Source organism: Marinobacter sp. LQ44 (assembly GCF_001447155.2).
Lineage (GTDB): Bacteria > Pseudomonadota > Gammaproteobacteria > Pseudomonadales > Oleiphilaceae > Marinobacter.
Map to the genome: position 1 here is coordinate 1,930,228 of NZ_CP014754.1, position 24,696 is coordinate 1,954,923.

The following is a 24,696-nucleotide window of genomic DNA, read 5'->3' on the forward strand; positions in this document are numbered from 1 at the left end:
TAGCGGCTGCGCCGTCGGGGCGCAGCACGATGTGAAGGTTGGGTTGGGTTGGGTCGGTTTTGGAATCAGGACTCGGTAGAGTTTCGGTACCCGGCCATCATTGCCATCATCCAGCCCGGGTACTCCTCGGGCAGGCGGCTGACTTCATCCAGGGCTATCAGTTCATCGTCGGACAAGCGGATTTGGGCCGCGCGGATATTGTCCCTGAGCTGCTCGGGCCGCTTGGCGCCAACGATGATGCTGGTCACAGGCTTCTGGTGTAGCAGCCATGACAGGGCAATCTGTGCCACATTGACCGGTTCGCCGTCGATCTGTTTGCCATCGGCAATCTCCCGCATAACCTTGATGACTTCGCTGCCCCGCTCGCGGTTGACGGGTGGAAAGTCAAACTTGGCGCGCCGGTTTTCTTCGGAAACGTCCGGCCCCTCGTATTTACCGGACAGGTAACCCCCGGCCAGTGGGCTCCACACCATCAGACCAACGTTCTCAGATTTCAGCATCGGAATAATATCCCGCTCCAGATCGCGACCTACGAGGGTGTAGTAGGCTTGCATGGATATGATCGGGCACAGGTTGCGGGCCCGGGTGATGCCGATGGCTTTCATCACTTGCCAGGCGGCCCAGTTGGACAGGCCCACGTAACGCACATGGCCTTGCTGCACCAGGGTGTTCAGTGCCTCCAGAGTTTCCTCGATCGGCGTGGCCGGGTCAAAACCGTGGATCTGGTACAGGTCAATATAATCCGTTTGCAGGCGCGCCAGGCTCGCCTTGCATTCGCTCATTATATGGCCGCGGGAAGCACCACGGGCATTGGGGCTTGCGCCCATGGGGCCGAGCACCTTGGTCGCCAGCACCACATCTTCGCGGCGAACGCCGAGATTCTTCAGGGACTGGCCGACGATGCGCTCACTGGCGCCGAAACCATAGATGTTGGCGGTATCGATAAAGTTGACCCCCGCCTCCAGGGCGATCTTCACGAGTTCGTCGGCCTGTTCCTGCTGCAACTGGCCGATCAGGCCCCAGATGTCCTCATCGCCGCCGAAGGTCATGGTGCCCAGGCACAGTTCGGATACGAACAGCCCCGAGTTGCCCAGCGACTTGTAGCCTGGACGATTGTCTCCATCGAACAGTGGTAAACTCTCAGTTGCCATGTTGCACCTCATCATGCTTTTCGGTTGGTGTTCCAGAATTCACTGTAAATACTGCCGGTTTCGGTTTGTTTGCACTCGCTTGTGTTACTGGGTGAAGATGGCCTTGTAGAAACGCATGGTGCCATCCCAGGAACGGCTGGCAGCCTCTTCATCATAACCAACCGGCATGCCGAACTCCTCGGCGATCTTGTCGGCGCCTGGGTTGGTGAATGAGTGCAGTACTCCGGGAAAGCTCACCAGTGTCAGGTCGACTTCGGCATCCTGCATCTCCTTGACCAGGCCCGCGACCTGATCCGAGGGGACCAGCTTGTCGGCACCGCCGGTGTACACCTGGATCCTGGCTTTCACGGACTCGGGTTCAGCCGTGAGGGGGCTGCCGAGCGCGCCGTGGAAGCTGACAACGCCGTCCAGATCGACGCCCATGCGCGCCATGTTGAGAACCACGGCGCCGCCAAAACAATAACCCTGTGCCGCAATTCGGGACGCATCAACACTTTCGTGGTTCTTCAGGATGTCCATCGCCTTCATGAAGCGCGCCTTGACCTGACTCATGTCCCGAGTGGCTTCCTGCATGAACTTCTGGGCGGTATCGGGATGGTCGGCTTGTTTGCCAGAGCCATACATATCCAGCGCAAACGCCGTATAGCCGGCCGAGGCAAGTCGTTCTGCCTGATTCCGGGCAAATTCATTGTGCCCCCACCATTCATGGACCACCAGAACCCCCGGACGCTTTTGCCCGAATTCATCATCCCAGGCCATGTAGCCGGTGAAGGTCTCGTCGCCGACTTGATACTCGATGGTTCTGGTTTGCGTTTCTGCCAGTACCTGCGTACTTGCAACAGTGAGTGACAGCGTGGCTGCTGCCAGTGCTGTTTTCAGGGTGCTCATCATCTGTTTGCTCCTTTTCGCTCGTTATGAGTCAATTTGCGTAGCGATTCTGTACATCAAAGCGCGATTCCTGTCCCGTCGTTACTGGCAGCGGGCGCGCAGCAGTCGCGTTGCGGCATCAAACACGGCGAGGTCTTCTTCGGTGCGCGCGGCAAGGTGGGCCCCTTCCAGCATCGCCAGGGTCGCCTGCGCTTCATCGGCGGGACCCAGGATGGCCGAGACGGATCCATCCCTTTGTCCCAGTTCAAACGTTGCCGTAATCCACTGCAGAACCATTGCGCGAACGGCGCCGACTCTGGCAATAACGGTGTCGGACAGGCTTTCGCGGCAGGTCGAAAAGGCAACGCACAGACACACGGTCTGGCCATCATGCAACGCCCCGCGGTACAGGGCAATGAGTGCCTTGAGGCGCGCGCCAGCGCTGGCATGGGCTGCGTCTATCTCGGTCAGACCCTGCTGCAGACTGGTCTGATAGCGCTCGATCAAGGCTTCGGAGAGCTTCGCCTTGGTGGGGAAATGATAATGGATCGAGGCCTTTCGAATGCCGATGGCCTCGGCCAGATCCGCGTAGCTGAACCCGTCAAAGCCCCGTGACCGGACGGTGTGCTCGGCAAGATCCATCAGGGCTGTTCTGGTATCACGGTTCATGGTTGTTCACCTGTCTGCCTTTTCAATCCCGCTATTGCCGGGCTTATACCCTCGGTGCCCCGGCAAATCGCAGGTGCCCCGTTTTCATCCAGATCTTGGCGCCGTCGTCCCCGGCCGTCACGGACAACCTGTGTCCTTCAGGGAGGCGCAGCCAGTCATGCCTGGCCAGCACCTCGCCATCCCTGATAGCCGAACCTTCGACCACCAGCAGTTCGATTCCGCCGGGCGCCTCAGAGGTCAGTGTCGCCCCCGCATCGAGCTGGCTGTAGGTCACGATCTCACGATCGTCCTCATGCAGCTTTGCGGTGGCAACGCCGCCCACTGGGGCGCCCAGCTCGGCCTCCATATTCTTGCTGAACTGGGTGCGGTCGGCCAGGTCGAACTGCCACAGTTTCACAAATATCGTACAGCCCGTTTCAGAGCCCGGAATATGTGACGTGGTTGGGGGGTTGCGCACGTAGGTGCCAGCAGGGAAGTCACCGTGCTCGTCCTGGAACACGCCATCGAGTACGATGAATTCTTCTCCACCGGTATGGGTATGCGCCGAGAAATGACTGCCCGGCGCATAACGCACGATGGTCGTGGCGCGGGCAACTTCGTCCCCGATCCGGTCCAGCATGCGCCGCTCCACCCCTTTCATGGGCGAGGGCTGCCATTCAATCTGGTCGGAATGCATAACCACCGGTTTGGAGAAATCTGCATTAATCTCCATGATATTCCTCCCTTTTGTGCCCTTCATGTTTTCAGCGCTTGCATTAAATCCGAAGGTTTCGGATTACCCGGCAATTGAAGGACGGGCTGCGACTTTTGCGCGCCAGGCCTGGAGATTGGTCAGAGACTCGGGAATGTCAACCTTCGCGAAATCCGCAAACCCCAGGCCGGCAAAGGCGGTGATGTCTGCGACCGAGAAGCTGTCGCCTGCGAGAAACTCGTTGTCCGCCAGAACGCTGTCAAGGTAGGCCATGGTTGCGCTGGCAATTTCTTTCTGTTTATTACCCCACTCAGCGCATTGCCAGGTTTCCAGATCCGGACCAAGCCCCGGGGTCGCGTGGTGGAAATAGGCACCCACGGCGTTCATCAGACCGTTTTCTGCCCGCAGATTCATCATTGCGATACGGGCACGCTCCGCTGGGGTTGTACCCATAAGGGACGGACCATCAAAGACGCCGTCGATATATTCGGTGATGGCATTGCACTGGGCGATGCAGGTGCCGTCGTCAAGTTCCAGCATGGGCACGGTGGCATCCGGGTTTTTCGTCTTGAACGCCTCGGAACGGTGCTCGCCGCCCATGACATCGACCGGGACGAATTCCACCTGGTTTGTTGCGCCTTTTTCTGCCAGAGCGATGCGAACGCGGAGCGGGTTCGGGAAGCCTTCGATATCGTAGATTTTCATTGATTGCCTCTGTTGGTCATTAAACATGCGCCAATTAATCTACCTATTAGTAGGTAGATGTGCAAGAGGCAATTTGATTGTTCTGCTTTTCTTTGCGCTGTTGACAAGACATTCCAAACGCCAAGAACAGCCCGGGCCTTCTTGCAGTACATAGCCAAACCAAAAAGCCAGCTTCTCAGTTAGACGATTTGATAAATATCGAAGTGTTTTTGTTGAAAGAAGCGTGTGCGAAAGAGCAGCCGTGAATGTTCGCTTATGTTTAACAGCAGGAACAAGCGCCACCACATCCCGTAAGCAACGGTCAAAACCGACCTTTCTATATTGCCCAAGAAACTGACAGTGTTCCAAAGCTGAAGTTGTCTTTATGGCGCTCGTCTTCGCTGGTCGAGGCACGCAATGTGACCGCGGCCAGCAGGTGATCCCACTGCCAGGTAGCACCCAGACCAAGCTGACCAATCAGCGGCCCTTTGTCGAAACGGTAAGCCCCGGCATTGTCATCGATGTAGGAATAGCCTACATACTCCAGCCCCAGCCCCACATATACTGACCAGCTACTGCCTGAATCCTTGAACGAGCCCGGCAAAGCGATGGTTGAGGATGTACCAGCGTAGTCCGGCACAAAATTTATAGGAAGGTGTCTGCCAAGCTGCCAGACCAACCCGGTTTTAGCGGAAGTCCGAAAACTCGACAGTAGTCCGGATCCAACCACCGACACACGCTGTTCAATGTTGCCGCCCTGCCCGAGTTGCAGGAGTTTTCGGCCATGCGCAGCCTGTATGCCACCCACCACATCGGTTCCAAGCTGATTCCCCCACCCTTGCGGCTTGTCGCTTCCAGTGGCTTCGTGCACCCATTTCTGAACCGACTCGGCACCGCTTTCGGGCCCAATAACGCCAATGTGAGCACCAAAGCCGGTAATCGTATCGGCGTTCCAGCTCCAGAGAGTGCCGCTGAGCGACAGGTGGCCGGCATAGGGAATGTCGTCGAACTGCGGACCTTCAACCGTAATATCTTCAGGCGTAACCATGAATTGCCGCAAACTCAGGCTTACCGCCTGCTTTGAATCAGCAGTTCCAATACCTGGCAGAAAGCGCAGCTCATCACGCAGAATCCGGGCAAATCTTGCCGACTTTCCATCGTTCTCGTCAGCGGTGTCCGTCAGATACGAAAAGCGTACCCCGTTTGTATAGCCGCGATCGGTTCCGGTAAGCAGGTCGTTATCCCAGGACAGGTTCACGACTTCAGCCTTCAGGCTGGTTGGGAAAACACTAATGACGAAAAACAGCAGGAGGGCACATCCGCAGCGACAACTCAAATCCAGTCTCTCCGGTTGATACAAGAGTTAACAAGCATGGCCTATGTCGAGTCATACCGTTACAACGGCCACTCAATCAGATGTGCAGACTAAGTCGCTTTCCCTCGCTTTTCTAGCTCCCTCCCATCGACGCAGTCAGCTTTCCGGATTAACGTGCCGCCGGACGAGATAAGAACACCCGATTACTTGGAAAAGTTCAGCTGTAGTCAATCGACCTGACAGGTACTGGCTCTTTAGCTATTGGTAGTCTGAACGCTACACTAATCGCCCCGAGTGTCAGCTATGTGGTTGCCGAATCCCCCCGTTACTCTTGATAACCTCTGATGCGGCCAACCTTGACTGTTAACGAGTGCCGATGGGTGATACTCTCTCGCAAAATATAGCTTTCTACAGGCGGACTCTCGGACTACCCCGCTCGACAACTGTCCAATTTCGGACAGTTAAAACCAGACATTTTTTCTGAGCTTGAAGTTCGCATAGTAAACTGTGAAACTGGAAAATAAGCAGTTGGAGCAGCGGTCATTCTGTCCTGTTAGAGCCATCTCTAACCTGACAAGTGTGTGCCCAAACCTGGGATAAATCGTGTAACTAGCGGTGTTAAAAGAATTTTTTTGAGCTTCCGCCCGACCTGCAAGTTACTGACGAACAACGATTTAGACCCACCGACCTCACTCCAAACCGCCCCCAATCGGCGCCCTCCGGAGGCAGAGGTCAGAGGTTCGAATCCTCTCGGGCGCGCCATATTTTTCAAGGGCTTACGTGAAAACGTAGGCCCTTTTTATTTGTCTGTGCCCAAATTGTGTCCATGGTATGTCCGAGCAGATTCGGGAGCAATGATGCTCACTAGCTGTTAACTCGGCTTTCAAGGTACCGGATTGAATCGATAATGTCCTCAAAGCTCGGAGGTGTTGAGTACATCATTCCCGCTTCCACCGTTTTCTCATAGTCACCCCGCAAACCCTCCAGAGTGTCTGTCTCTGGCAATAGTTTCAGTCGTCCATCCAGACATTCGTCATAGTTCGCGTAGCCCGTATGAAAGAAAACTTTCTTATGGCGGACAACCTCCTCAAACAGCTCCCGGTTTTTGACCGCTGATTGGCCGGCAGGATGCCCTGCAAGCATGACCAAGTCGTACCAATGCCTGGAAAGCCTTTCAGCACTCTCCCTAAGCTTGCCCCTGTTGCATTCGACATGTACGAGTGCGTAAACCGCTGAAGGTTGCCACCCATTCCACGTGAAGCCTGCCACCCGGACCGGAGCAAGGCTGCCACCCATCGGAGCGTAGCGACGCGGGGTTTCTCTTCTTACTCCGAAATCTCAGTGTCCGTCAACTTTGCTTGCCGTTTTCGCATGGATTCGCCTCGGAGATTGATCTTGTAGGCGTTATGAACGAGCCGGTCCAGGATGGCGTCGGCCAGAGTGGCGTCACCGATTACACCATGCCATTCCTCGATGGGTAATTGGCTCGTGGCGATGGTGGAGCGCCTGCCATGCCGGTCTTCCAGTACCTCCAGCAAGTCTCGCCGATTTTCGGCGCTCAGCTTCATCAGTCCCCAGTCATCCAGGATCAGGACGTCGACTTTGGCCAGGTTGGTCAGGAGTTTGGCGTACTGGCCATCGCCCTTGGCAATGGTCAGCTCCCGTAGCAGCCGGGTCAGGCGCACATACTGTGCGGTGTAGCCTTCCCGGCAGGCCCTGTGTGCCAAGGCACAGGCCAACCAGGTTTTGCCAACCCCGGTGGGACCGGTGATGAGCACGTTCAGGTGCTCTTTTACCCATTGGCAGCCGGCCAGTGACTGCACCAGCCCTTTATCCAGGCCCCGTGAGTTCCGGTAATCGATGTCTTCGAGGATGGCATTGTGCCGCAGCCTGGCACGGCGCAACCGGCTGGTCATGCGCCGGTTATCTCGCTCGGTCATTTCCCGGTCCACGAGTAGCCCGAGGCGCTCCTCGAAGCTCAGATCGGTGATGTCGGGGGTGGCTGACTGATCCGCCAGGGCGGCGGCCATGCCGGTCAGCTTGAGGGCGTGGAGCTTATCCAGTGTGGGATGTTTTAGCATGTCAGATTCCTTCAGTGGTAGTAGGCAGGGCCGCGGATGTTGTCGTGTGTGTCGGGCAAGGCCAGTTCCTGTTGTTCTTCCAGAGGCTGCTGATCCAGACGGTGTTTGAGGATGGATTCGATGCTCTTGTAACGGCAACTGCCCAGCATCAGGGCACGCTGGCAGGCGGCTTCCAGCCGCGACTCACCGTAGCTCTGCCCCAGCCGTAGTATGCCCAGACAGGAGCGATAGGCCTGTTGCGGGTGCTTGCGGGCTCCGAGGGCCGTGCGGATGAGCTTCTCGGTAGCCGGGCCGGTCTTGGCCGCCCAGGCGATCAGACGTTCTGGTGACCAGTCACCAGCGTGGCGATGAGACTCAGGCATGTGAGCGGCGATGGTGGTGTGTCGTCCCTTCTGGTCGGAGCGCCGGTGACTGGCGATCCGGTTGCCCCGGTAAAAGCATTCGATGGTGTTGTGGGTAATCCGGACTTCTACCTCTTTCTTGATCAGGGTGTAGGGCACCGAGTAGTAATGTCCGTCGATGGCCACATGGTAGTCGATGTGCACCCGGGCCTTCTTCCACTCCGCGTAAACATACGGCTCTGCGGGCAATGGCTGTAGAACGGGTTTATCCAACTGCTCGAAGTGGTCGCGCCGACAGCCGGGCAACTTGCGGAAGGGCCGGCTGTTGAGTCGCTCCAGCAGCTCGCGGATGGTGGCGTTGAGTTGCCCCAGTGAGAAGTGCTGACGATGGCGCAACGCCGCCAGGATCCAGCGTTCGACGATCAGTACTCCACCTTCCACCTTGGCCTTGTCGCGGGGCTTACGGGCCCGTGTGGGGACAACGGCCACGCCATAATGGGCGGCCATGTCCTGATAGGTTGGATTTAGATCCGGCTCGTAGCGGTGAGCCTTGGTAACGCCGGAGCGGAGGTTGTCCGGATTATGTTCCCTATCCCATTATGTTCCGTTCACTTTGGAAGACCTTGAATCCATAGGGAGGATCCCGTGTAAAAGGACACATAACGACAGATGCCGTTTGGGCGCATGATTTCCTTTCCTACATCCAGAAAGGAGATTGTCATGTTAGAACATTACTTCGTTAAGCCCGATACCATCGATGCGATCCGCGCTTCCTGGATCGCGGAACCGATTGAGCAGTACGTTGCGTGGTTAGCCGGGCACGGATACAGGCCCAGGGTAATCTTGCGGCGAGTCCCACTCCTGAGGCAGTTTGGCGAGTTTGCTCGCGATCATGGTGCCACGCAGTGGAGCGAGCTTCCGACTCATGTCGAGCCTTATGTAAAGCACTGGGTAAAGGTTCACGCCAAGAACGCATACCAGGCAAAGCGATGGGTGGCTAATGATGCTCGTACACCGATCGAGCAATTGCTGTCCCTGATGTTGCCCGATTTCCGCGGAACAGGTCGGAGACGGACCAGTCAAGATCCCTTCCTGGTTCAGGCACCGGGGTTCTTTGTTTATCTGCGTGAAGAACGGGGCCTGCGCGAGCTGTCTCTCCGGCACTATGGCCATTATCTGCATAACCTGGAAGCCTACCTGGCGCGAATCAACCTGCTGCATTTGTCCGAGCTCACTCCAGCCATACTCAGTGCATTTGTGGTGGAGAGCGGTCGCCGATTGAGCCCGCATTCTATGACGGGGCTGTGCAGCTCCTTGCGAGTCTTCCTGCGCTACCTGTACCGCGAGCAGCTGATCAATCGCGATCTCGGCGCTACCGTAGAGTCCCCGCGTCGGTATCAGCTGGCCGATCTCCCGCGTTCGATCTCCTGGGACGACGTCCGGCGCATGCTAGATGTTGTTGATCGGCGCAGTGCTCTGGGCAAGCGCGACTATGCCATTCTACTTTTGCTCGTCACGTATGGACTGCGCGGCCATGAGGTGGCCGGATTGACACTGGAGAATATTGACTGGAAGAGAGAACGCCTGTTGGTGCCGCAGCGCAAGGCGGGACACACCACTGCGTACCCTCTCTCTTCAGTGGTAGGCGAAGCTATTCTCGACTACTTAAAAAATGCACGCCCACACGTCGAGGAGCGAAGGCTGTTTTTCCGGGTTCTGGCGCCCGTCCGACCTGTGACGGCGGTTACTGTGTCCAGCCGCGCGACGCACTACCTGCGCAAAGCGGGTATTAATGTCCGTCGCCCAGGTTCGCACACCTTGCGCCACACTTGCGTACAGCGATTGGTCGATGCCGAGTTCAACTTCAAGGTCATCGGCGATTACGTTGGTCATGCATCGCCAAGTTCCACCCGCATCTATACCAAGGTGGACGTGGAAACCCTGCGCATGGTGGCGCTGGGCCACGAGGAGGTGCTGCCATGACCGCCTCCTTCCACAGCGTACTGGGCAAGGATTTTTCGGCTTACTTGAGTTACAAGCGCGCGCTGGGCCGAAAATTTGATACTGAAGAGCTCGCCTTGCAATTATTCGATCGCTTTTTGGTCGAGGAACGGGTGAGTGATGCGGCGTTAGTGCAACCGGCGTTGATTGAGGCCTTTCTCGCTTCGCGGCCACGCACTCGCCCACGCAGCTATAACCACCTCTTGGGGGTGCTCCGCTGCTTTTTTGCCTGGCAGGTGGCCCAGGAGCGGCTAGCGCATTCTCCGGTTCGTGCTCACCCTCAGCCGGTGACTTCCCAGCTTAAACCCTTCCTGTTCGAACCGGCTCAGGTGGAAGACATCCTGACGTTGGCGTCACAGCTTCCGGACAATTCCCGGGCACCCTGTCGTGGCATGGTCTACCGAACAATCTTCTCGCTGATGTACGGTTTGGGCCTGCGTGTCGGCGAGATTGTGCATCTTCGGTATCGCGACGTCGATTGCCAGCGCAGCCTTCTGGTGATCGACAAGAGCAAGTTTGGCAAGACGCGTTTGGTCCCCTTTGGCCCGCGCATGGCGCAACAGATCGCTGTCTATCTACAGTTTGGCGTTGATCGGTATGGGCCATGGCAGCCGGATGATCCGGTATTTTCTTTCAGCTTTTTCCCAGAGCGCAAGCCAATGCGTATTGAGACGGTCAGTCAGACATTTCACCACTTGATACTGAAGATGGATCCGTACGTGCCACCTGGCGTACGCCAACCTCATCTGCACTGCCTGCGCCATTCCTTCGCGGTCGCAACTCTGCTCCGCTGGTATCGCACCGGCGTGGATCCCAATCAACGGCTCTTTCATCTATCAACCTTCATGGGCCATGCCGACCCGGCATCGACTGCCTGGTATCTGACCATCACCGAAGCACTGCTCCGGGAGGCGAGCCAACGGTTCGAGCGATTCGCCGATCCCCGCAGAGAGGAGGAGCTATCATGACGGATCAATTGGGGCGTCTCGTCTTTGCCTTCGTAGAGGATCACCTTAAATGCCAACGGGGGCTGCGCCCGGCCAGTATCCGAAGTTATAAGGAGAGCCTGCGCCTGTTCTTGCAATTCGCTGCAAAGGATAAGCATTGCCGGATCACCCGCTTGGAACTGGCTGATCTCACTGGCGAGCGAGTGCGCCATTTTTTGCAACACCTTGAACAGGAACGTGGTAATGGGGTTAGAACCCGAAACCAGCGCCTGGCGGCGCTGCATACCTTCTTCGAGTATCTTGCCGGCCGTGAGCCCTGCGTGCTCGGGGAAGCACAGCAAATTGCTTCCATTCCCGTCAAACGCTGGCAACCGGGCGAGACTCTGTATCTCGAACGCGACGAGATTAATGCTCTGTTCGCTGCCTTGCCCACCGACCACCCTCAGGCTCTGCGCGACCAAGCCTTGCTTCGCTTCCTTTATAACACCGGAGCACGCGTACAGGAGGTAGCGGATCTGCGCGCAACGCACCTGGAACTCGGTTCTGAGCCCCGAGTACGGCTGCATGGTAAAGGTGACAAATGGCGTACCTGTCCTTTGTGGACGCGAACGGCGGGTCTGATGCAGGACTTACTGGAGCAAAATCGGCAACGACGCCACTCCAATGACGCTGTCTTCCTAGCCCGCAACAGTGCGCCGCTGACCAGATTTGGTATCTACAAGATCGTGCGGCGTCATACCGTCAAGGTGGTGAAGAAAAGCGCAGATGGCACAGTGCGGCACATCTCACCCCATGTCTTACGCCACACGACGGCCGTGCATTTGCTTGAAGCAGGTGTCGAGGTCAACGTCATCCGCGCCTGGCTTGGACACGTCAGTTTGGAGACCACCAACCGATACGCCGAGATCACCCTCCGAATGAAAGTGGACGCGCTCCGCACCTGTGAGCCTATTTGGGATTCTCCGGCGGAGTCCCACCGAAAGCCAGTATGGCGATCCAATTCCGAGCTGCTGCAATGGCTGGAATCCCTGTGATCGTTATGTGCCCCAGTGCAAGGGGGCCTCCCTATGGTTTCAAGGTCTTCCAAAGTGAACGAAACATAATGGGATAGGGAACATAATCCGGATTATGTGCCGGGACACATAATCCGGCACCACCAGTTCCGGCACGCCGCCCAGGAACTCGAAGGCCCGGATATGGGAGCCAATCCAGTCTGGCAGCGACTGGCTCCAGGTGGCTTCGGCATAGGTGTAGTTGGACGCGCCCATAACGGCCACAAAGACTTGCGCCTCGTGGATTTCTCCAGTGGTGCGATCAATAATGGGCACGGTCTGGCCCGCATAGTCCACGAACAGCTTCTCACCGGCCCGATGGTCCTGGCGCATCACCAGATCCAGCTTGCCCCGCCAGGCCCGGTAGTGCTCGCAGAACCAGCTGTACTGATAGCCATCGGGGTTGGCTTGCCGATATTCCTGCCAGAGCAGGAACAGTGTGACGTTCTTGCCCCGGAGCTCATCGTGGATCCGCTGCCAGTCCGGAATGCCTCGGGCCTGTGCCGGCAGATCCGGTGGTGGCGGGAACAGCCGTTGCTCCAGTTGGGCCTCGTCCAAGTCCGCTGGCAACGGCCAGCTCAAACCGGCCTCAGCTGTGCGGCGCAGGTATTCGCTCACGGTCGGGCGGCTGACGCCGCAGGCCGCCGCAACCTGACGATTGCTCAGCCCTCGCTCCCACTTGAGGCGAAGGACTTCTTTGATTTTACGCATGGATAACCTCTTCGCTGGCATCTGGCCCTCTCCGGATGAAAAGGAGCAGAGTACCGTTAGTTATCCCGCGCCGGACGTTTTGATGGGGAAATCAGGCAGCCTGCCGGGGTGGCAGCTTTGCCGTGGAATCAGTGGCAGCTTTCGCGTGGAATGGGTGGCAGGCTTCGTCTGGAATCAGTGGCAACCTTGGTCTGGAATACGCATGTACGAGCGTGGCTTTCTCCCAGAACGTCCGTTCCGGAGATAGAACCACGACCTCACTGCTCGGATAGACCAGGCCTTGCGTTAGCTCGGCGATGTACGGGGAGACCGTATGAATTTCGTTGGGATCGATAACGTTCCTGCCACCCAGCTCAATGAGTACCTGGGAACGGATGTATTCGCCAGTGCCCTCTACAACCGATGGGTAAGTGACCCAGATCTTTTCACCGCCATCGTCCAACTCAACGGTATGCTGCTCAGCCGTTGGCAATTTGGCCAGCTCACTTTCGAGGTATGGAACGACCACTTCGCTCGCATAGGCCAGGACATAACTTTTCAGTCGGTCACTGAACTGCTTGGTTTTGGTCCGACTCACTCCCTCCGCGAAAGGATCAAAGCCCTCCTCGAAGGCCCGGTAATCCAGCGTGACATCTACGTCCTCGGAAAAGCGATCAATCACACCGTAAACCTTGGAGAGCGATGTACCTCCCTTGAAAGCCATAGGATGTGCGCCGGGCATGGAGAATAGAGCCTGCAAGGTCCAGCAGACCCATATATCCTTCTCCAGCACCGAAGCCCCGCGAGCCAGTTGAGGCGCAACAGTTTGAAGGATATCGCTTTGTTCTTCTGCGGACAGTTCGAGAAACACCTGCTCAGCCATGGACACGCCCTGTCTCATATTGCCTGAACGCCTCGCTCATCCACGCCGGCATACGTGAGGAAAGCAGCGTCTCGAACTCTTCTTCGCTCAGTCCTTCCTGGATCCGCTTCACTACCTCGGTGCTGATATTGTTTTTACCCAGATACCAAAGCGCGGAAAGGGCCAAACCCGGCTTCTTGCCTGCATGCTGAAGCTTCCTCTGACTGCTGGTGTGCATGAGCTTCACCTTAAGGTTTCCGATGCGAATTTCACGGGTAGGTCCATTGGTGTAGTAGACCGGTGTCGTTGGCATCTGAGTACTAAGCTTGAAGCGGCGAGCCGCTTCCGCCCCATGGACCTGAACGGTCTCTCCATGATCTCTCGCGATCACCTCGACCACGCGCGAAACATCCGGCACAACATTGCCGACAAACCGGTTTTGTTTGGGACGGACGAAAACACCCCGTGCGACCCGCTGGATAGCGCCTCCTTCCACGAGCCTGGACAGGGCTTTGTCGACAGCAGCACGCGATCCCAACCTCAGGAAACGGCTGTTGGTAAACGGTTCGCCTTGCGGAACTTTGGCGATCTGGCGCTGAACAGACTCTGTAACGGACATGGCATTCACCTCTAAACGATTGTCAGAAAAACTACCACTTTTTCTGACATAGTTCAAGATATGATCGGCCCTTGCCTAAAACGACTGCGACACGACATGCGCATTAGCTTGATTGAATCACGATATCTTGCTGCATACTTCGCCCACGCGTGAACTATGAACCTGCCCTTGAAGAGGGACGGGTATTTAGTAGCGCATGTGAAAGTGAGTCCAAACAGGAAACAGCCAGGCCCTCATGCCTTCAAACAGGCCACCGTTGAACGACCGGATATCCCGAACCATCTGGATCGTGGGCTTGCAGTAGAATCTCTCAGGACATGAGCAAAAACATTCACCAATGCACGACAAAGATGCTTCAACATTCACCAGTGGATGAAATTGCCACCATGAGCAATAGAGACTAAAATCATCCAACAATGAATGATAAGTCCATCTCATGCGCCATAGGTGAATGGAATGCCCCGAAAAAAAGTCCGGAATTACAGCCTATATACCAAAGAAGCCTGCCGCCTGCTGGGCATACTCATTAGAAACGCACGAAAAGAAAAGCGCATGACCATTGAAGAATTGGCCGAGCGGGCAAGCACCTCCCCTAATTTTGTCCGCCGTGTCGAGAAGGGGGGCCTAACAGGTGAAATCGGGGTGGCATTCGAACTCGCGTTTATCGTTGGAGTGCCGCTTTTCCAGCCTGAGAATACTGGCACTCCAAACCCGAAGTATCTGAACTACAAGATCAGTGAAGCCCTTCAAAAAGAGGCACTTCTTCCCCAATCCGCCCGAAAGCCCAGAGAGACCGTGAAAGATGACTTCTAAGGCCCCACGGGACGAACTCTACGTTTGGATATGGCTGCCCGGCGAAGTCGACCCCGTAGCGGCTGGCCGGATCTATCGGACTAAACAGGGCAACCTCTATTTCAATTATGGCAACAGCTATTTGCAAAATCAGAAGGCAATCTCTCTGAACCCAGACGAATTGCCCTTGCGAAAAGGCTCACACCGCCCAGTGAACGATATGATCATGCCAAGTTGCCTCAGAGATGGCTCACCGGACGCTTGGGGCCGCAGGGTCATTATTCACCGGATGATGGGGAGTAATGTCGACACGGCTGAATTGGATGAGCTGACCTACTTAATTGAATCCGGCAGTGATCGAATCGGCGCTCTGGATTTCCAGGAGTCTCCACATACGTACGTAGCGCGAGAGACTGACAACGCGTCGATCGCAGAACTCCTCGAGGCTTCTGATCGTGTGCAAAAAGGCCTCCCTTTAACACCAGAGCTGGACCGGGCACTGAACCACGGAACGTCGATTGGCGGTGCCCGCCCGAAAGCTTTGGTGCAAGATGGCAAGAAGAAGTGCGTCGCCAAGTTTTCATCAACCACGGACACCCAGAATGTCGTGAAGGCCGAATATGTGGCAATGCGTCTGGCGGAGCTCGCCGGAATCAACGTCGCTCCGGTGCGGATGGAGTCTGCGGCTGGTCGGGATGTGCTGCTGGTTGAACGTTTCGACCGCTTCCCAAAAGGTGATCAGTTTCAACGAAAGCTCATGCTCTCTGCCCTGACACTTTTTCAGTTGGACGAGATGTACGCACGCTATGCCAGTTACGAGGAGCTTACGGACCTGATTCGCCAGAAGTTCCGCAACCCAACGCAAACCCTGCAGGAACTGTATCGCCGGATGGTTTTCAATGTGCTTTGCGGCAATACCGACGACCATGCTCGAAACCACGCAGCGTTCTACGACGGCAACGCGCTAGAACTCACGCCTGCTTACGACATCTGTCCTCAAAATCGATCGACAGGCATTGCAAGTCAGGCCATGGCACTCGTTGACGGCCAGAATCAAAGCACATTGGCCCTATGCAAAAAGGCGGCTCACAAGTTCAATCTAACCGAGGTTCAGGCCAATGAGGACATTGAATCATTGCAAGAGACGATCAGAACCTACTGGGACCAAGCTTGTGAAGAAGCAAAAATGACCGACATGGAAAAGAAATTCTTCTGGAAGAGGCAGTTCCTGAATCCCTCCATATACGAGGGATAAGGTCGTACCAACGAGCGGCTTCAGCCCAGTGCAGCCCGCTGATTGTCACCAACCACTCTTCACGCATTATAAACCACCCGCCCCAACTCACTGATATCATACCCCCCCAACGCCTCTGCCCGCTGGCCAAAGCGCTCGCAGCGAGCGAACGCCAGCAAGCGCTGCATGGCCGGCTCAAAGTAGTGGCGCCGGCGCATGGCCAGGTCGAAATGCTCCTGCTGCAAAGGGATAAACGCCAAGCCCTGGCGGCGCGCTGCCGCTTCGATACCCAGACCAATATCCGCTTCGCCCTGGCGAATGGCCAGGGCAAGATCGTCCTCGCTGAGTGACGGGTGAACAGCCCATCTGAGTTGTTTCGCGTCAATACGGTGGCGAGCGAGTAGGCTCTGCAGCAAATGACTGACTCCGGCATCGGGCTGGCGATGGGCAACCCGGATGCCGGGGCGGGCGATGTCCTCTAGCCGTACCAATTGGTGAGGGTTGTCGGCGGCCAGCAGAAGCCCCTGCTGACGTTTTGCCCACCGGATCAACACCAGGTCGCGCATGCCGCTCAGACCGAGGGTGGCCGGGTCGTTGTAACACTGGCTTTCTTCGTGCCAGATATGCATGCCGGCGAGCATGGCGCGCCCATCCACCAGTCTCTGCACGCCATCACCGCTCCCCTGGCAGAGCAAAGCCAGTTCCGCGCCGCTTTCCTTCACCGCCCATTCCAGCAGCGGGTCCTGGCTGCCCGCCAGAACGGGCGGGATCGGTGTGCTGACGGCATCGTCACCCTCCAGGTGGTTCATCAACCAAAGATCCAGCCGCTGGCGCGGGAAGAGAAGCTTGCCTGTCACCCGTACACAGGGAATCACGCCCTGGCTGACCAGGTCGTAAACCTTGCGCTCTTTGAGCCGCAAATACTCGGCGGCCTCAGCGGTGGTGAGATAAGCAGGAAGGGGCATCATTTTCTCCAGCGGCGCAGGGAAAGCACAGGACTGTTTCAGGCTGCATGAATTCCGGAAGGCTGTGCAAAGCGTAGTTAAAAACGCCACGATGCTCAAATAATAAGGAGACGCAGCAGTGGAAAATAATGCGTTCTATGTGGCGTTGTCGTTGCTGTTAAGCCTCGACGCCTCGCTAATCCAGATCGTCGCGCTCTCGCTACAGGTGTCGCTTCTGGCCGTGCTGATTGCAGCGGTGCTGGGGTTTCCGCTTGGCGCTGCAGTGGCGCTGTGGCGCTTCCCGGGTCGCGGCGCCGTGGTCGTGGTGCTGAACGCACTCATGGGACTCCCGCCGGTGGTGGCCGGGCTGATGGTGTATTTGCTGCTCTCCCGCGCCGGGCCGCTCGGTGAATGGGGGCTTCTGTTTACACCCGGCGCCATGGTGATCGCCCAAGTGGTGCTGGTGCTGCCCATCCTGGCTGCGCTGTCGCGCCAGAAGGTGGAAGAGATGCTGGGCGAGTACCGGGAACAGTTCGTGTCTCTCGGTATGTCCCGCGCTCGCATGATGCCCACCCTGCTTTGGGATGCCCGTTTTGCGCTTTTGACGGTCCTGCTCGCCGGGTTTGGCCGGGCCAGTGCCGAAGTAGGTGCGGTGATGATGGTTGGCGGCAATATTGATGGGGTCACCCGGGTCATGACCACCGCCATCGTGCTGGAAACTGGCAAAGGTAATCTGCCCTTGGCGCTCGGGCTCGGCATTGTGCTTTTGACGCTGGTCATGCTGATTAACGCCGGCGCCTATCTTGTGGGTGAACTGAGCAGGAGGCGGACAGGATGACATCACTGAACGCACCCTTCTTCTCCAGATCCGTTCTGCTTCCACCACCGGCCCTGTCCTTCCAGGGTGTCGCCTTCCATCATGAGGAAAACACATTGCTGGGCCCCTGTTCCTTCACCCTGGACGGCCCCGGCCCTACCCTGGTGATGGGCCCCAACGGCGCCGGCAAAAGCCTCCTGCTACGCCTGGCTCATGGGCTGCTGTCGCCCACCCAGGGCCGGATTATCTGGTCGGATGAGGGCATTCCCCGCCAGGCCATGGTGTTCCAGCAACCGGTGCTTCTGCGCCGCTCTGCGGTGGCCAATATCCGGCACGCTTTGGCGGTCAACAACGTCCCCCGTCGGGCACGGGCGAAACTGGCACTGGATGCCCTTGAACGCTTCGGCCTGTCGGCCTGCGCACACACACCCGCACGGGTGCTTTCGGGTGGACAACAACAACGCCTTGCGTTGGCGCGGGCCTGGGTGCTCTCGCCGCAGGTGCTGTTTCTTGACGAGCCCACCTCGGCGCTTGACCCGGCCGCGATTAAGGCCGTAGAGGCCGCCGTGCTGGATTTTCACCAGCGAGGCACACGCATTGTGATGACCACCCACGATTTACATCAGGCCCGTCGGCTCGCCGGTGACGTTCTGTTCCTGTCTGGGGGAAAAGTGCGCGAACACACGGCGGCTGGCACTTTCTTCAGCAACCCCGTATCCCCCGAGGCGCAGGCGTTCGTTACTGGAGAACTGGTGGAATAACTCCGCCTCAGGACTTCGACATCAAGTAACCGGAAAATCACTCCCAACGCACGGAAGGAAAAACAAGATGAAAAAGACCCTGAATCTGCTGTTTGCAAGTGTGATGGCGATGGGCATATCGCTCGGTGCGCACGCCGAGGGATACATCATTCTCGCTTCCACCACCTCGACGGAAAACTCGGGGCTGTTCGACTCTATTCTGCCCAAATTCAAAAGCGCCAGCGGCATCGACGTGCGGGTTGTGGCCGTGGGCACCGGGCAGGCCTTCGAGCTTGCCCGCCGCGGCGACGCCGACAGTCTTCTGGTGCACGACACCAACGGCGAAAAGCGATTTATTGACAACGGACATGCCACCGGGCGGGCGGATGTGATGTACAACGACTTTGTACTGATTGGTCCAGCAAACGACCCCGCCAATGTCCGCAACGCTGGAACCGCCGCCGAGGCCTTCGCGGCCATCGCCAATGCCCGGGCCCCGTTCACATCACGGGGAGATGACAGTGGCACCAACCGCGCCGAGTTGCGCCTTTGGGAAAACGCCGGTGTTGAGCCCGATGGCGACTGGTACCGGGAGCTCGGCAGCGGCATGGGGCCAACACTTAACACGGCTGCGGCCATGGACGCCTACGTGATGTCGGATCGCGCCACCTGGGTGGCGTTCGGCAACCGTCAGAACCTGACCCTGCTTTTTGAAGGCGACGACGTGTTGTTCAACCAGTACGGCAGCTTGTTGCTCTCGGAACAGAAGCACCCCCACCTCAAACACGATCTGGCCCGTCAGTGGCATAACTGGCTGATTTCCGAAGCGGGTCAGCAAGCGATTGCTGACTTTAAAGTCAATGAACAACAGCTGTTTTTCCCGAATGCCAAATAGGCTAATCTCTGGCTATGTCCGTACATAATGCGGTATGCGGAATCCCTGAGAGAGCCAGAATAATAATGACCATTGATGCCATACTTCCAGACCCGAAAGACCCTCGACTGTCCCGGGCAGTCGAGGGTGTTGATGAAACCGGCCACCCGAAAGCCATCAGCGTTATTGAAGAACGCCCCCTGACCATTTACCTGAACAGCCAGGAAATCGTCACCGCCATGACCATTGGCGATCACCCGGAATACCTGGCCCTCGGTTTCCTGTTGAATCAGGGCATGCTGAAAGAGACAGATCAGGTCACCGGGATTGATTTCGACGAAGAGCTGGAAGTCGTCGTGGTGCGCACCGCCGGTGTCACCGATGTCGAGGACAAGCTGGAAAAGAAAACCCGCACCTCCGGCTGTGCGGTCGGCACAGTGTTTGGTGACATGATGGCAGGGCTGGACGGGCTTTCGCTGCCAGACACCCCGGTACACACCAGTACCTTTTACGATCTCTCCTACCAGATCAACCACACCCCAAGCCTGTATATGGAAACCGGCGCCATCCATGGCACCGCGCTGTGCCAGGGCCGCGAGATTCTGGCGTACATGGAGGATGTCGGGCGTCACAACGCGGTCGACAAGATTGCCGGGTGGATGCATCAGAACAAGGTTTCCGCAGCCGACAAGGTGCTCTACACCACCGGCCGTTTAACCTCCGAAATGGTGATCAAAACGTCCCTGATGGGCATCCCAACCCTGATCAGCCGGTCCGGTTTCACCGCCTGGGGCGTGGATATTGCCCGGCAGGTAGGGCTGACCCTGATCGGCCGGATGCGGGGCAAGAAGTTCACCTGTCTCAGTGGCCAGCACCGCCTGGTGTTTGACCAAGACCTGTCTCAGGTACCCGATGAGGATAAGAAAATGCGTCGTAAAGGGGCTGAGCATGACTGAGTGCGCCGTGATTCTGGCCGGGGGCCAGGCCAACCGTATGGGTGGTGGCGATAAAGGCCGGTTGATGCTGGGGGACCATTCCCTGATTCATCGGGTTATCGAGCGGATAACACTGCAGGTAGACGCCGTGGTACTGAATGCCAATGGCGACCTGTCCCGGTTCGATGATCTGAGGTTGCCGGTGGTCGCCGACTCCATACCCGACTATGCCGGCCCCCTGGCTGGCATTCTGGCGGGCATGGACTGGGCGGCGGAACAGGGCCATGAGTGGCTGATCAGCGTTGCGGCGGACACGCCCTCCTTCCCTCTCGACATGGTCGAACGATTGTCTGAAAGCGATAGCCCGGTGGTTCTGGCAGCCACCCCGGACCCGGAACGTGGGCGGATTCCCCAGCCCACGTTTGGCCGCTGGCAGGTGGCGTTGCGCCATGACCTGCGGGCCGCCCTGAACGACGGCGTGCGCAAGATTCGCCAGTGGACGCTGGCCAAGGGTGAAACCCTGGTGATGTTCGAGGAGGCCGACTTCTTCAACATCAATACACCGGAAGACCTGGCTTGGGCGGAGCAGCATCTGACGTGAACGTGATAGGTATCGTAGGCTGGAAGAATTCGGGCAAGACCACCCTGGCCAGCGCCGTGATTCACGAGTTGTCCAGCAGAGGTTTTACCGTTAACGCCATCAAACATGCCCACCACCTGGTGGACATAGACCAACCCGGAACCGACAGCTACAGGCACCGGGAGGCTGGCGCTCAGGAAGTCATCCTCGCGGGCGGCCAACGCTTTGCCATCATGCATGAACTCCGGGGCGCCCGCGAGCCAACGCTGGACGAGTTGCTGGCCAGGCTGGGCCCTTGTGACTGGGTCGTGGTTGAGGGATTCAAAACCCACGCCCATGCCAAAGTTGAAGTTCACCGGCAGGAAAGCTCCCACGCCCCCCTGTACCCGCAGGACCCAAGCATTGTGGCGGTGGCGGCAGACTATGCCGCGGATTTCCCGGGCCCGGTCTTCGACATCAACGATGTCACCGGCATCACTGACTTTATTCTGAAGCGTGAACAACCATGAGCAACGCCGCCAATAACGGGAGCCCCACGAAACCGCTCCGCAACGACTGCTTTGCCCTGCCTCCCGGGGTGAACTGGACGCCGGTGGACGAAGCGCTGGCGCGACTGCGTTCCCGCCTGCACCCGGTGGTGGGCGTGGATCAAGACATCCCGTTGGCTCAGCTCAACGGCCGGATACTGGCCAAGGATGTCTGCGCCCCCAGAGCCCACCCCCCAAGCAGTAACTCTGCCGTCGATGGCTATGCGCTGGCAGGACCTTTGACCGAGGTGCCATGTGTAATGCCGCTTGTCGAGGGCCGCAGCGCGGCCGGTGAACCTTACACGGGGCAGGTTCCCGAGGGGTACGCCATCCGCATACTGACCGGCGCGGTGATGCCGGCAGGCACTGACACCGTGGTGCTGGAAGAAGACTGCGAGGTCATCGATGGCCAGCTCCACCTGAACGGCACGTTAAAGGCGGGCGCCAACCGGCGCAAAGCCGGCGAGGATATTCAGGTACAGGATTGCATTCTGACCGCTGGTACCCGGCTGACACCTACCCAGATTTCGGTACTCGCCAGCGTCGGCATCGAGTCGGTGGATGTTTACCAGCGGCTGCGTGTTGGCGTGTTGTCGACGGGAGACGAAGTAAAGCCCGTCGGCGCTCCGGTCACCGACTGGCAGATTTACGACGCCAACCGCCCGATGCTCAGCGCCATGGTGACGCAATTGGGCTATGAACTGGTCGACCTGGGCCATGCGCTGGACCGGGCTGAGGACGTTAAAGCCGCACTGGAGCGCGGTGCGGACCAATGCGACCTGATCCTCACCAGCGGCGGCGTTTCCGCCGGGGATGAAGACCATGTGTCGAAAACCCTGAAAGCCCACGGTGACATCAGCAACTGGCGCATTGCCATCAAACCGGGCCGCCCCCTGGCGCTGGCCATGTTCCAGGGCACACCGGTGGTGGGTCTACCGGGCAACCCGGTGGCCGCCTGGGTGTGTGCGCTACGCTTTGCTACCCCGGCGATGGCGCTGCTGGCAGGGGGCGAATGGTTCGAACCCACCAGTTATCTTATTCCAGCCAGCTTTTCCAAAAACAAAAAGCCGGGGCGCAGTGAGATGTTACGGGCCCGGGTGCGTAACGGGCAGGTTGAAGTGTTTGGCTCCGAAGGCTCCGGGCGGGTGACAGGCCTGGCCTGGTCCGAAGGCCTGGTGGAGCTGGACGAGAGCGCCCGGCAAATCGAGCCGGGAACGCCGGTGCGCTTTATGCCTTATGGCAGCTTTGGGCTGTAATCACTCAACGCTGCCGTGCACGGCGAAGGCTTCCAGTGAGGCATCCTGCGGGGCCCGGGAACGGTAGGTTTCCTCAACCCCCAGTTCGGTCAGGGTTCGGCTCACCATCAACAGGGTATTGTCCTCGAAGTCCTCACACATGCTGCGCATCTGGTCGATTTCTTCGCAAGCCACGGGGTAGGCCGCGTCTATGTCTGGCGCCCCGTATTGCTCGACAAAGGTTTGCGCCAAGGTCCGGCGCAACCGCTCCAGTTCGGTTTCGGTAATGTCACACACACCCACGAAACTGGCTCGACCACCGGATTCGATGCTGTACCAACCATTACTGAAGGCCTGCCGGGCTTTGCCCTTCAGCTCCGCTTCGGTCCAGTTGGAGAACTCGAATCCGCCCGAAATAGCCCATTCGCCGCTCGGCGCCGGATTCTCGAACACATTGTCATCAGACACATCCAGTCGCAGGGTTCGGGCCAGTTTCATAGGTGCTCCGCGAATTCAATCAGGCTTACGGTTTCCGTCATCACATCTTCCCGTAACAACATCCGGCCTTTGTCATCGAGGCCAACGAAGAGTCCCGGCCTCGGGTAGTCAATCTGCATGCCAAGGGTGTCGCAACGTGGCCGCCAGTCGGCATGTATGCGCTCAAACCCGCTGTCGAGAAAGTAGGTCAGCCAGAGCAATGTGTGCTTGGACCAGCTTTCCAGCAGCGACATGGGGGTGATATCCACACAGCCTTCCTCACACAGGCAGGTTTCGTCCGGATTATCACCGGGCTCGTTACCAGCCATGGTGAACGGCACATGAATCCCGATCACCAGCCAGTTCGGGTACGCCTTCGGATCAGACACGTCCGCGGCAAAGCGAACACCACCGCACACGGCGCCATTGACCTTGATACGATCCGGCCACTGGAAATGCACCGGCACCTCTGGCGGCGCCAGCGCACCCAGGCTCTCAGCCAAGCCGATCTGAGCCACGTAGACAGCCTGAATGGCCTCTTCCAGGGGCGTTTCCGGCGCCAACACAAGCGCGGCACGCAAGGTATCCTCCCCTTGCGTGTAAAAAATGGTGCCGGAATCGACCCCGGCGATGGCACGGCTGATGGCTTTATCAAAAGGGTCGGTATGCCTGGGCACCACCTCGCCCGTCAGCAGTGGCGGGAACTGGGGAGATTGGTTCATAACACAGCCCGGGCATACACATCAGAGGCAACAATTTCGTCGGCGATTCGCTGGAATGCCCTGGCCTGGGGGCTTTCCGGCTTCGACACCACAATCGGCACGCCGCCGTCGGATCCGACCCGGATATCCAGGTCCAGCGGGATTTCGCCCAGGAAAGGCGCCCCAAGCTTTTTCGCTTCCGCCCTGGCGCCGCCAGAACCGAAGGGATGATGCTCCTTGCCGCAACCGTCGCAGACAAACGACGCCATGTTCTCGATCAACCCGAACAGGGGCACCTCCATACGGTTGAACATGTCGATGCCCTTGCGCGCGTCCATCAGGGCAATGTCCTGGGGTGTCGACACCACGACGGCGCCAGCCACGAAGAACTTCTGGCTCAGCGTCATCTGGACATCGCCGGTGCCCGGGGGCAGGTCCACCAGCAACACGTCCAGCCTGCCCCAGTCCACCTGATTCATCATCTGTTCCAGGGCACCCATCAGCATCGGCCCACGCCACACGATTGCTTCGTCTTCGGTAGTCATCAGGCCCAGCGACATCAGTGTTACGCCATGATTGCGCAAGGGCAGAATGGTGTGCCCGTCCGGGCTGGACGGGCGGCCGGAAACCCCCAGCATACGGGGCTGGCTGGGCCCGTAGACATCCGCATCAAGCAGCCCTACTTTGAGGCCTTTTGAGGCCAGCGCCACTGCCAGGTTGGAGGCAACTGTCGACTTGCCAACACCGCCCTTGCCCGAGGCAATGGCAATAATCCGGCTGATGCCCCGTGGATTCTTGTCTTGTGGCCGGGGCGCATCGGTGCCGATCAGATTACTTTTGTCGGCGTTAACGTATTGAACCATACAATGT

General features: G+C 58.0%; 26 protein-coding genes and 2 pseudogenes. 12 read left to right on the forward strand and 16 right to left on the reverse strand.

Going from position 1 to position 24,696, the window contains the following annotated elements; genetic code table 11:
- Window positions 1-65 precede the first annotated feature (65 nt).
- The 9 genes and pseudogenes from ASQ50_RS08975 to ASQ50_RS09015 form a co-directional block, all read right to left on the reverse strand.
- Window positions 66-1,151, reverse strand: a complete 1,086-nt coding sequence (locus tag ASQ50_RS08975) for an aldo/keto reductase (protein WP_058091238.1) — start codon at window positions 1,149-1,151, stop codon at window positions 66-68.
- 84 nt (window positions 1,152-1,235) lie between these two features.
- A complete protein-coding gene (locus ASQ50_RS08980) occupies window positions 1,236-2,042 on the reverse strand; it encodes a dienelactone hydrolase family protein (RefSeq protein WP_008170335.1) in 807 nt (268 codons plus the stop codon).
- Window positions 2,043-2,120: 78 nt separating this feature from the next.
- Window positions 2,121-2,687 carry a TetR/AcrR family transcriptional regulator gene (locus ASQ50_RS08985; protein WP_008170337.1) on the reverse strand — a complete coding sequence of 189 codons (567 nt, stop codon included), beginning with the start codon at window positions 2,685-2,687 and terminating at the stop codon, window positions 2,121-2,123.
- A 43-nt stretch (window positions 2,688-2,730) separates the two neighbouring features.
- Window positions 2,731-3,399, reverse strand: a complete 669-nt coding sequence (locus ASQ50_RS08990) for a cupin domain-containing protein (RefSeq protein WP_008170339.1) — start codon at window positions 3,397-3,399, stop codon at window positions 2,731-2,733.
- Between the two features lie 63 nt (window positions 3,400-3,462).
- Window positions 3,463-4,083 (reverse strand): glutathione S-transferase family protein, encoded by a 621-nt coding sequence (locus ASQ50_RS08995; protein WP_041654905.1) that lies wholly within the window; start codon window positions 4,081-4,083, stop codon window positions 3,463-3,465.
- 316 nt (window positions 4,084-4,399) lie between these two features.
- Window positions 4,400-5,398: a lipid A deacylase LpxR family protein gene (locus tag ASQ50_RS09000; protein ID WP_058091237.1), complete on the reverse strand. Its 999-nt coding sequence runs from the start codon at window positions 5,396-5,398 to the stop codon at window positions 4,400-4,402.
- A gap of 843 nt (window positions 5,399-6,241) precedes the next feature.
- Window positions 6,242-6,673 carry a nucleotidyl transferase AbiEii/AbiGii toxin family protein gene (locus ASQ50_RS09005; RefSeq protein ID WP_156509993.1) on the reverse strand — a complete coding sequence of 144 codons (432 nt, stop codon included), beginning with the start codon at window positions 6,671-6,673 and terminating at the stop codon, window positions 6,242-6,244.
- Between the two features lie 29 nt (window positions 6,674-6,702).
- Complete coding sequence (istB, locus tag ASQ50_RS09010; RefSeq protein WP_058092926.1) at window positions 6,703-7,458, reverse strand: IS21-like element ISSpu5 family helper ATPase IstB; 756 nt, start codon at window positions 7,456-7,458, stop codon at window positions 6,703-6,705.
- A gap of 11 nt (window positions 7,459-7,469) precedes the next feature.
- Window positions 7,470-8,378, reverse strand: a pseudogene (locus ASQ50_RS09015) (Mu transposase domain-containing protein); the annotation flags it as partial.
- Between the two features lie 141 nt (window positions 8,379-8,519).
- Here ASQ50_RS09015 and ASQ50_RS09020 point away from each other — a divergent pair.
- Genes ASQ50_RS09020 through ASQ50_RS09030 form a run of 3 tightly spaced genes read left to right on the forward strand, consistent with a single transcriptional unit; the run spans window position 8,520 to window position 11,781 of the window.
- Window positions 8,520-9,782 carry a site-specific integrase gene (locus ASQ50_RS09020; protein WP_068351350.1) on the forward strand — a complete coding sequence of 421 codons (1,263 nt, stop codon included), beginning with the start codon at window positions 8,520-8,522 and terminating at the stop codon, window positions 9,780-9,782.
- The gene (locus ASQ50_RS09025; protein WP_058092802.1) at window positions 9,779-10,768 is read left to right on the forward strand and encodes a tyrosine-type recombinase/integrase; all 990 of its coding nucleotides are present in this window, start codon (window positions 9,779-9,781) and stop codon (window positions 10,766-10,768) included. The genes ASQ50_RS09020 and ASQ50_RS09025 overlap by 4 nt, the downstream gene beginning before the upstream one ends.
- Window positions 10,765-11,781 carry a tyrosine-type recombinase/integrase gene (locus tag ASQ50_RS09030; protein ID WP_058092803.1) on the forward strand — a complete coding sequence of 339 codons (1,017 nt, stop codon included), beginning with the start codon at window positions 10,765-10,767 and terminating at the stop codon, window positions 11,779-11,781. The genes ASQ50_RS09025 and ASQ50_RS09030 overlap by 4 nt, the downstream gene beginning before the upstream one ends.
- 111 nt (window positions 11,782-11,892) lie before the next feature.
- Here the strand turns inward: ASQ50_RS09030 and istA are convergent.
- From istA to ASQ50_RS09045, 3 genes and pseudogenes are all read right to left on the reverse strand, one after another.
- Window positions 11,893-12,531: pseudogene (gene istA, locus ASQ50_RS09035) on the reverse strand (IS21 family transposase); the annotation flags it as partial.
- A gap of 70 nt (window positions 12,532-12,601) precedes the next feature.
- A complete protein-coding gene (locus ASQ50_RS09040) occupies window positions 12,602-13,390 on the reverse strand; it encodes a nucleotidyl transferase AbiEii/AbiGii toxin family protein (protein WP_227513286.1) in 789 nt (262 codons plus the stop codon).
- Window positions 13,365-13,970 (reverse strand): DUF6088 family protein, encoded by a 606-nt coding sequence (locus tag ASQ50_RS09045; RefSeq protein WP_058092937.1) that lies wholly within the window; start codon window positions 13,968-13,970, stop codon window positions 13,365-13,367. The genes ASQ50_RS09040 and ASQ50_RS09045 overlap by 26 nt, the downstream gene beginning before the upstream one ends.
- A gap of 456 nt (window positions 13,971-14,426) precedes the next feature.
- Between ASQ50_RS09045 and ASQ50_RS09050 the strand changes: the two genes are divergently transcribed.
- On the forward strand, window positions 14,427-14,783 hold the full coding sequence (locus ASQ50_RS09050) for a helix-turn-helix domain-containing protein (RefSeq protein WP_058092938.1): 357 nt from the start codon (window positions 14,427-14,429) through the stop codon (window positions 14,781-14,783).
- Window positions 14,773-16,017, forward strand: coding sequence for a type II toxin-antitoxin system HipA family toxin (locus ASQ50_RS09055; protein ID WP_058092939.1), 1,245 nt, complete (start codon window positions 14,773-14,775; stop codon window positions 16,015-16,017). Before ASQ50_RS09050 ends, ASQ50_RS09055 begins: the two co-directional genes overlap by 11 nt.
- Before the next feature lie 59 nt (window positions 16,018-16,076).
- Here the strand turns inward: ASQ50_RS09055 and ASQ50_RS09060 are convergent, their stop codons facing one another.
- Window positions 16,077-16,961, reverse strand: coding sequence for a helix-turn-helix transcriptional regulator (locus ASQ50_RS09060; RefSeq protein ID WP_058092940.1), 885 nt, complete (start codon window positions 16,959-16,961; stop codon window positions 16,077-16,079).
- Between the two features lie 118 nt (window positions 16,962-17,079).
- Between ASQ50_RS09060 and ASQ50_RS09065 the strand changes: the two genes are divergently transcribed.
- The 7 genes from ASQ50_RS09065 to ASQ50_RS09095 all read left to right on the forward strand — a co-directional run bounded on the left by ASQ50_RS09065 (window position 17,080) and on the right by ASQ50_RS09095 (window position 22,669).
- The gene (locus ASQ50_RS09065; protein ID WP_058092941.1) at window positions 17,080-17,778 is read left to right on the forward strand and encodes an ABC transporter permease; all 699 of its coding nucleotides are present in this window, start codon (window positions 17,080-17,082) and stop codon (window positions 17,776-17,778) included.
- Complete coding sequence (locus ASQ50_RS09070; protein WP_058092942.1) at window positions 17,775-18,518, forward strand: ATP-binding cassette domain-containing protein; 744 nt, start codon at window positions 17,775-17,777, stop codon at window positions 18,516-18,518. Before ASQ50_RS09065 ends, ASQ50_RS09070 begins: the two co-directional genes overlap by 4 nt.
- 67 nt (window positions 18,519-18,585) lie before the next feature.
- Window positions 18,586-19,392, forward strand: a complete 807-nt coding sequence (locus ASQ50_RS09075) for a substrate-binding domain-containing protein (RefSeq protein WP_058092943.1) — start codon at window positions 18,586-18,588, stop codon at window positions 19,390-19,392.
- Between the two features lie 65 nt (window positions 19,393-19,457).
- Window positions 19,458-20,327 carry a formate dehydrogenase accessory sulfurtransferase FdhD gene (locus tag ASQ50_RS09080; RefSeq protein ID WP_058092944.1) on the forward strand — a complete coding sequence of 290 codons (870 nt, stop codon included), beginning with the start codon at window positions 19,458-19,460 and terminating at the stop codon, window positions 20,325-20,327.
- The gene (gene mobA / locus ASQ50_RS09085; protein WP_058092945.1) at window positions 20,320-20,907 is read left to right on the forward strand and encodes a molybdenum cofactor guanylyltransferase MobA; all 588 of its coding nucleotides are present in this window, start codon (window positions 20,320-20,322) and stop codon (window positions 20,905-20,907) included. The genes ASQ50_RS09080 and mobA overlap by 8 nt, the downstream gene beginning before the upstream one ends.
- On the forward strand, window positions 20,904-21,395 hold the full coding sequence (mobB, locus tag ASQ50_RS09090) for a molybdopterin-guanine dinucleotide biosynthesis protein B (protein WP_058092946.1): 492 nt from the start codon (window positions 20,904-20,906) through the stop codon (window positions 21,393-21,395). The genes mobA and mobB overlap by 4 nt, the downstream gene beginning before the upstream one ends.
- Window positions 21,392-22,669 carry a molybdopterin-binding protein gene (locus tag ASQ50_RS09095; protein WP_058092947.1) on the forward strand — a complete coding sequence of 426 codons (1,278 nt, stop codon included), beginning with the start codon at window positions 21,392-21,394 and terminating at the stop codon, window positions 22,667-22,669. The genes mobB and ASQ50_RS09095 overlap by 4 nt, the downstream gene beginning before the upstream one ends.
- On the opposite strand, the gene ASQ50_RS09100 is transcribed toward ASQ50_RS09095, so the two are convergent.
- The 3 genes from ASQ50_RS09100 to ASQ50_RS09110 are packed head-to-tail and all read right to left on the reverse strand — an operon-like array spanning window position 22,670 to window position 24,689.
- Window positions 22,670-23,146, reverse strand: a complete 477-nt coding sequence (locus tag ASQ50_RS09100) for a DUF6505 family protein (protein WP_058092948.1) — start codon at window positions 23,144-23,146, stop codon at window positions 22,670-22,672.
- The gene (locus ASQ50_RS09105) at window positions 23,143-23,847 is read right to left on the reverse strand and encodes a biotin/lipoate--protein ligase family protein (protein WP_058092949.1); all 705 of its coding nucleotides are present in this window, start codon (window positions 23,845-23,847) and stop codon (window positions 23,143-23,145) included. The genes ASQ50_RS09100 and ASQ50_RS09105 overlap by 4 nt, the downstream gene beginning before the upstream one ends.
- A complete protein-coding gene (locus ASQ50_RS09110) occupies window positions 23,844-24,689 on the reverse strand; it encodes an Mrp/NBP35 family ATP-binding protein (protein WP_076657196.1) in 846 nt (281 codons plus the stop codon). Before ASQ50_RS09110 ends, ASQ50_RS09105 begins: the two co-directional genes overlap by 4 nt.
- Window positions 24,690-24,696 lie beyond the last annotated feature (7 nt).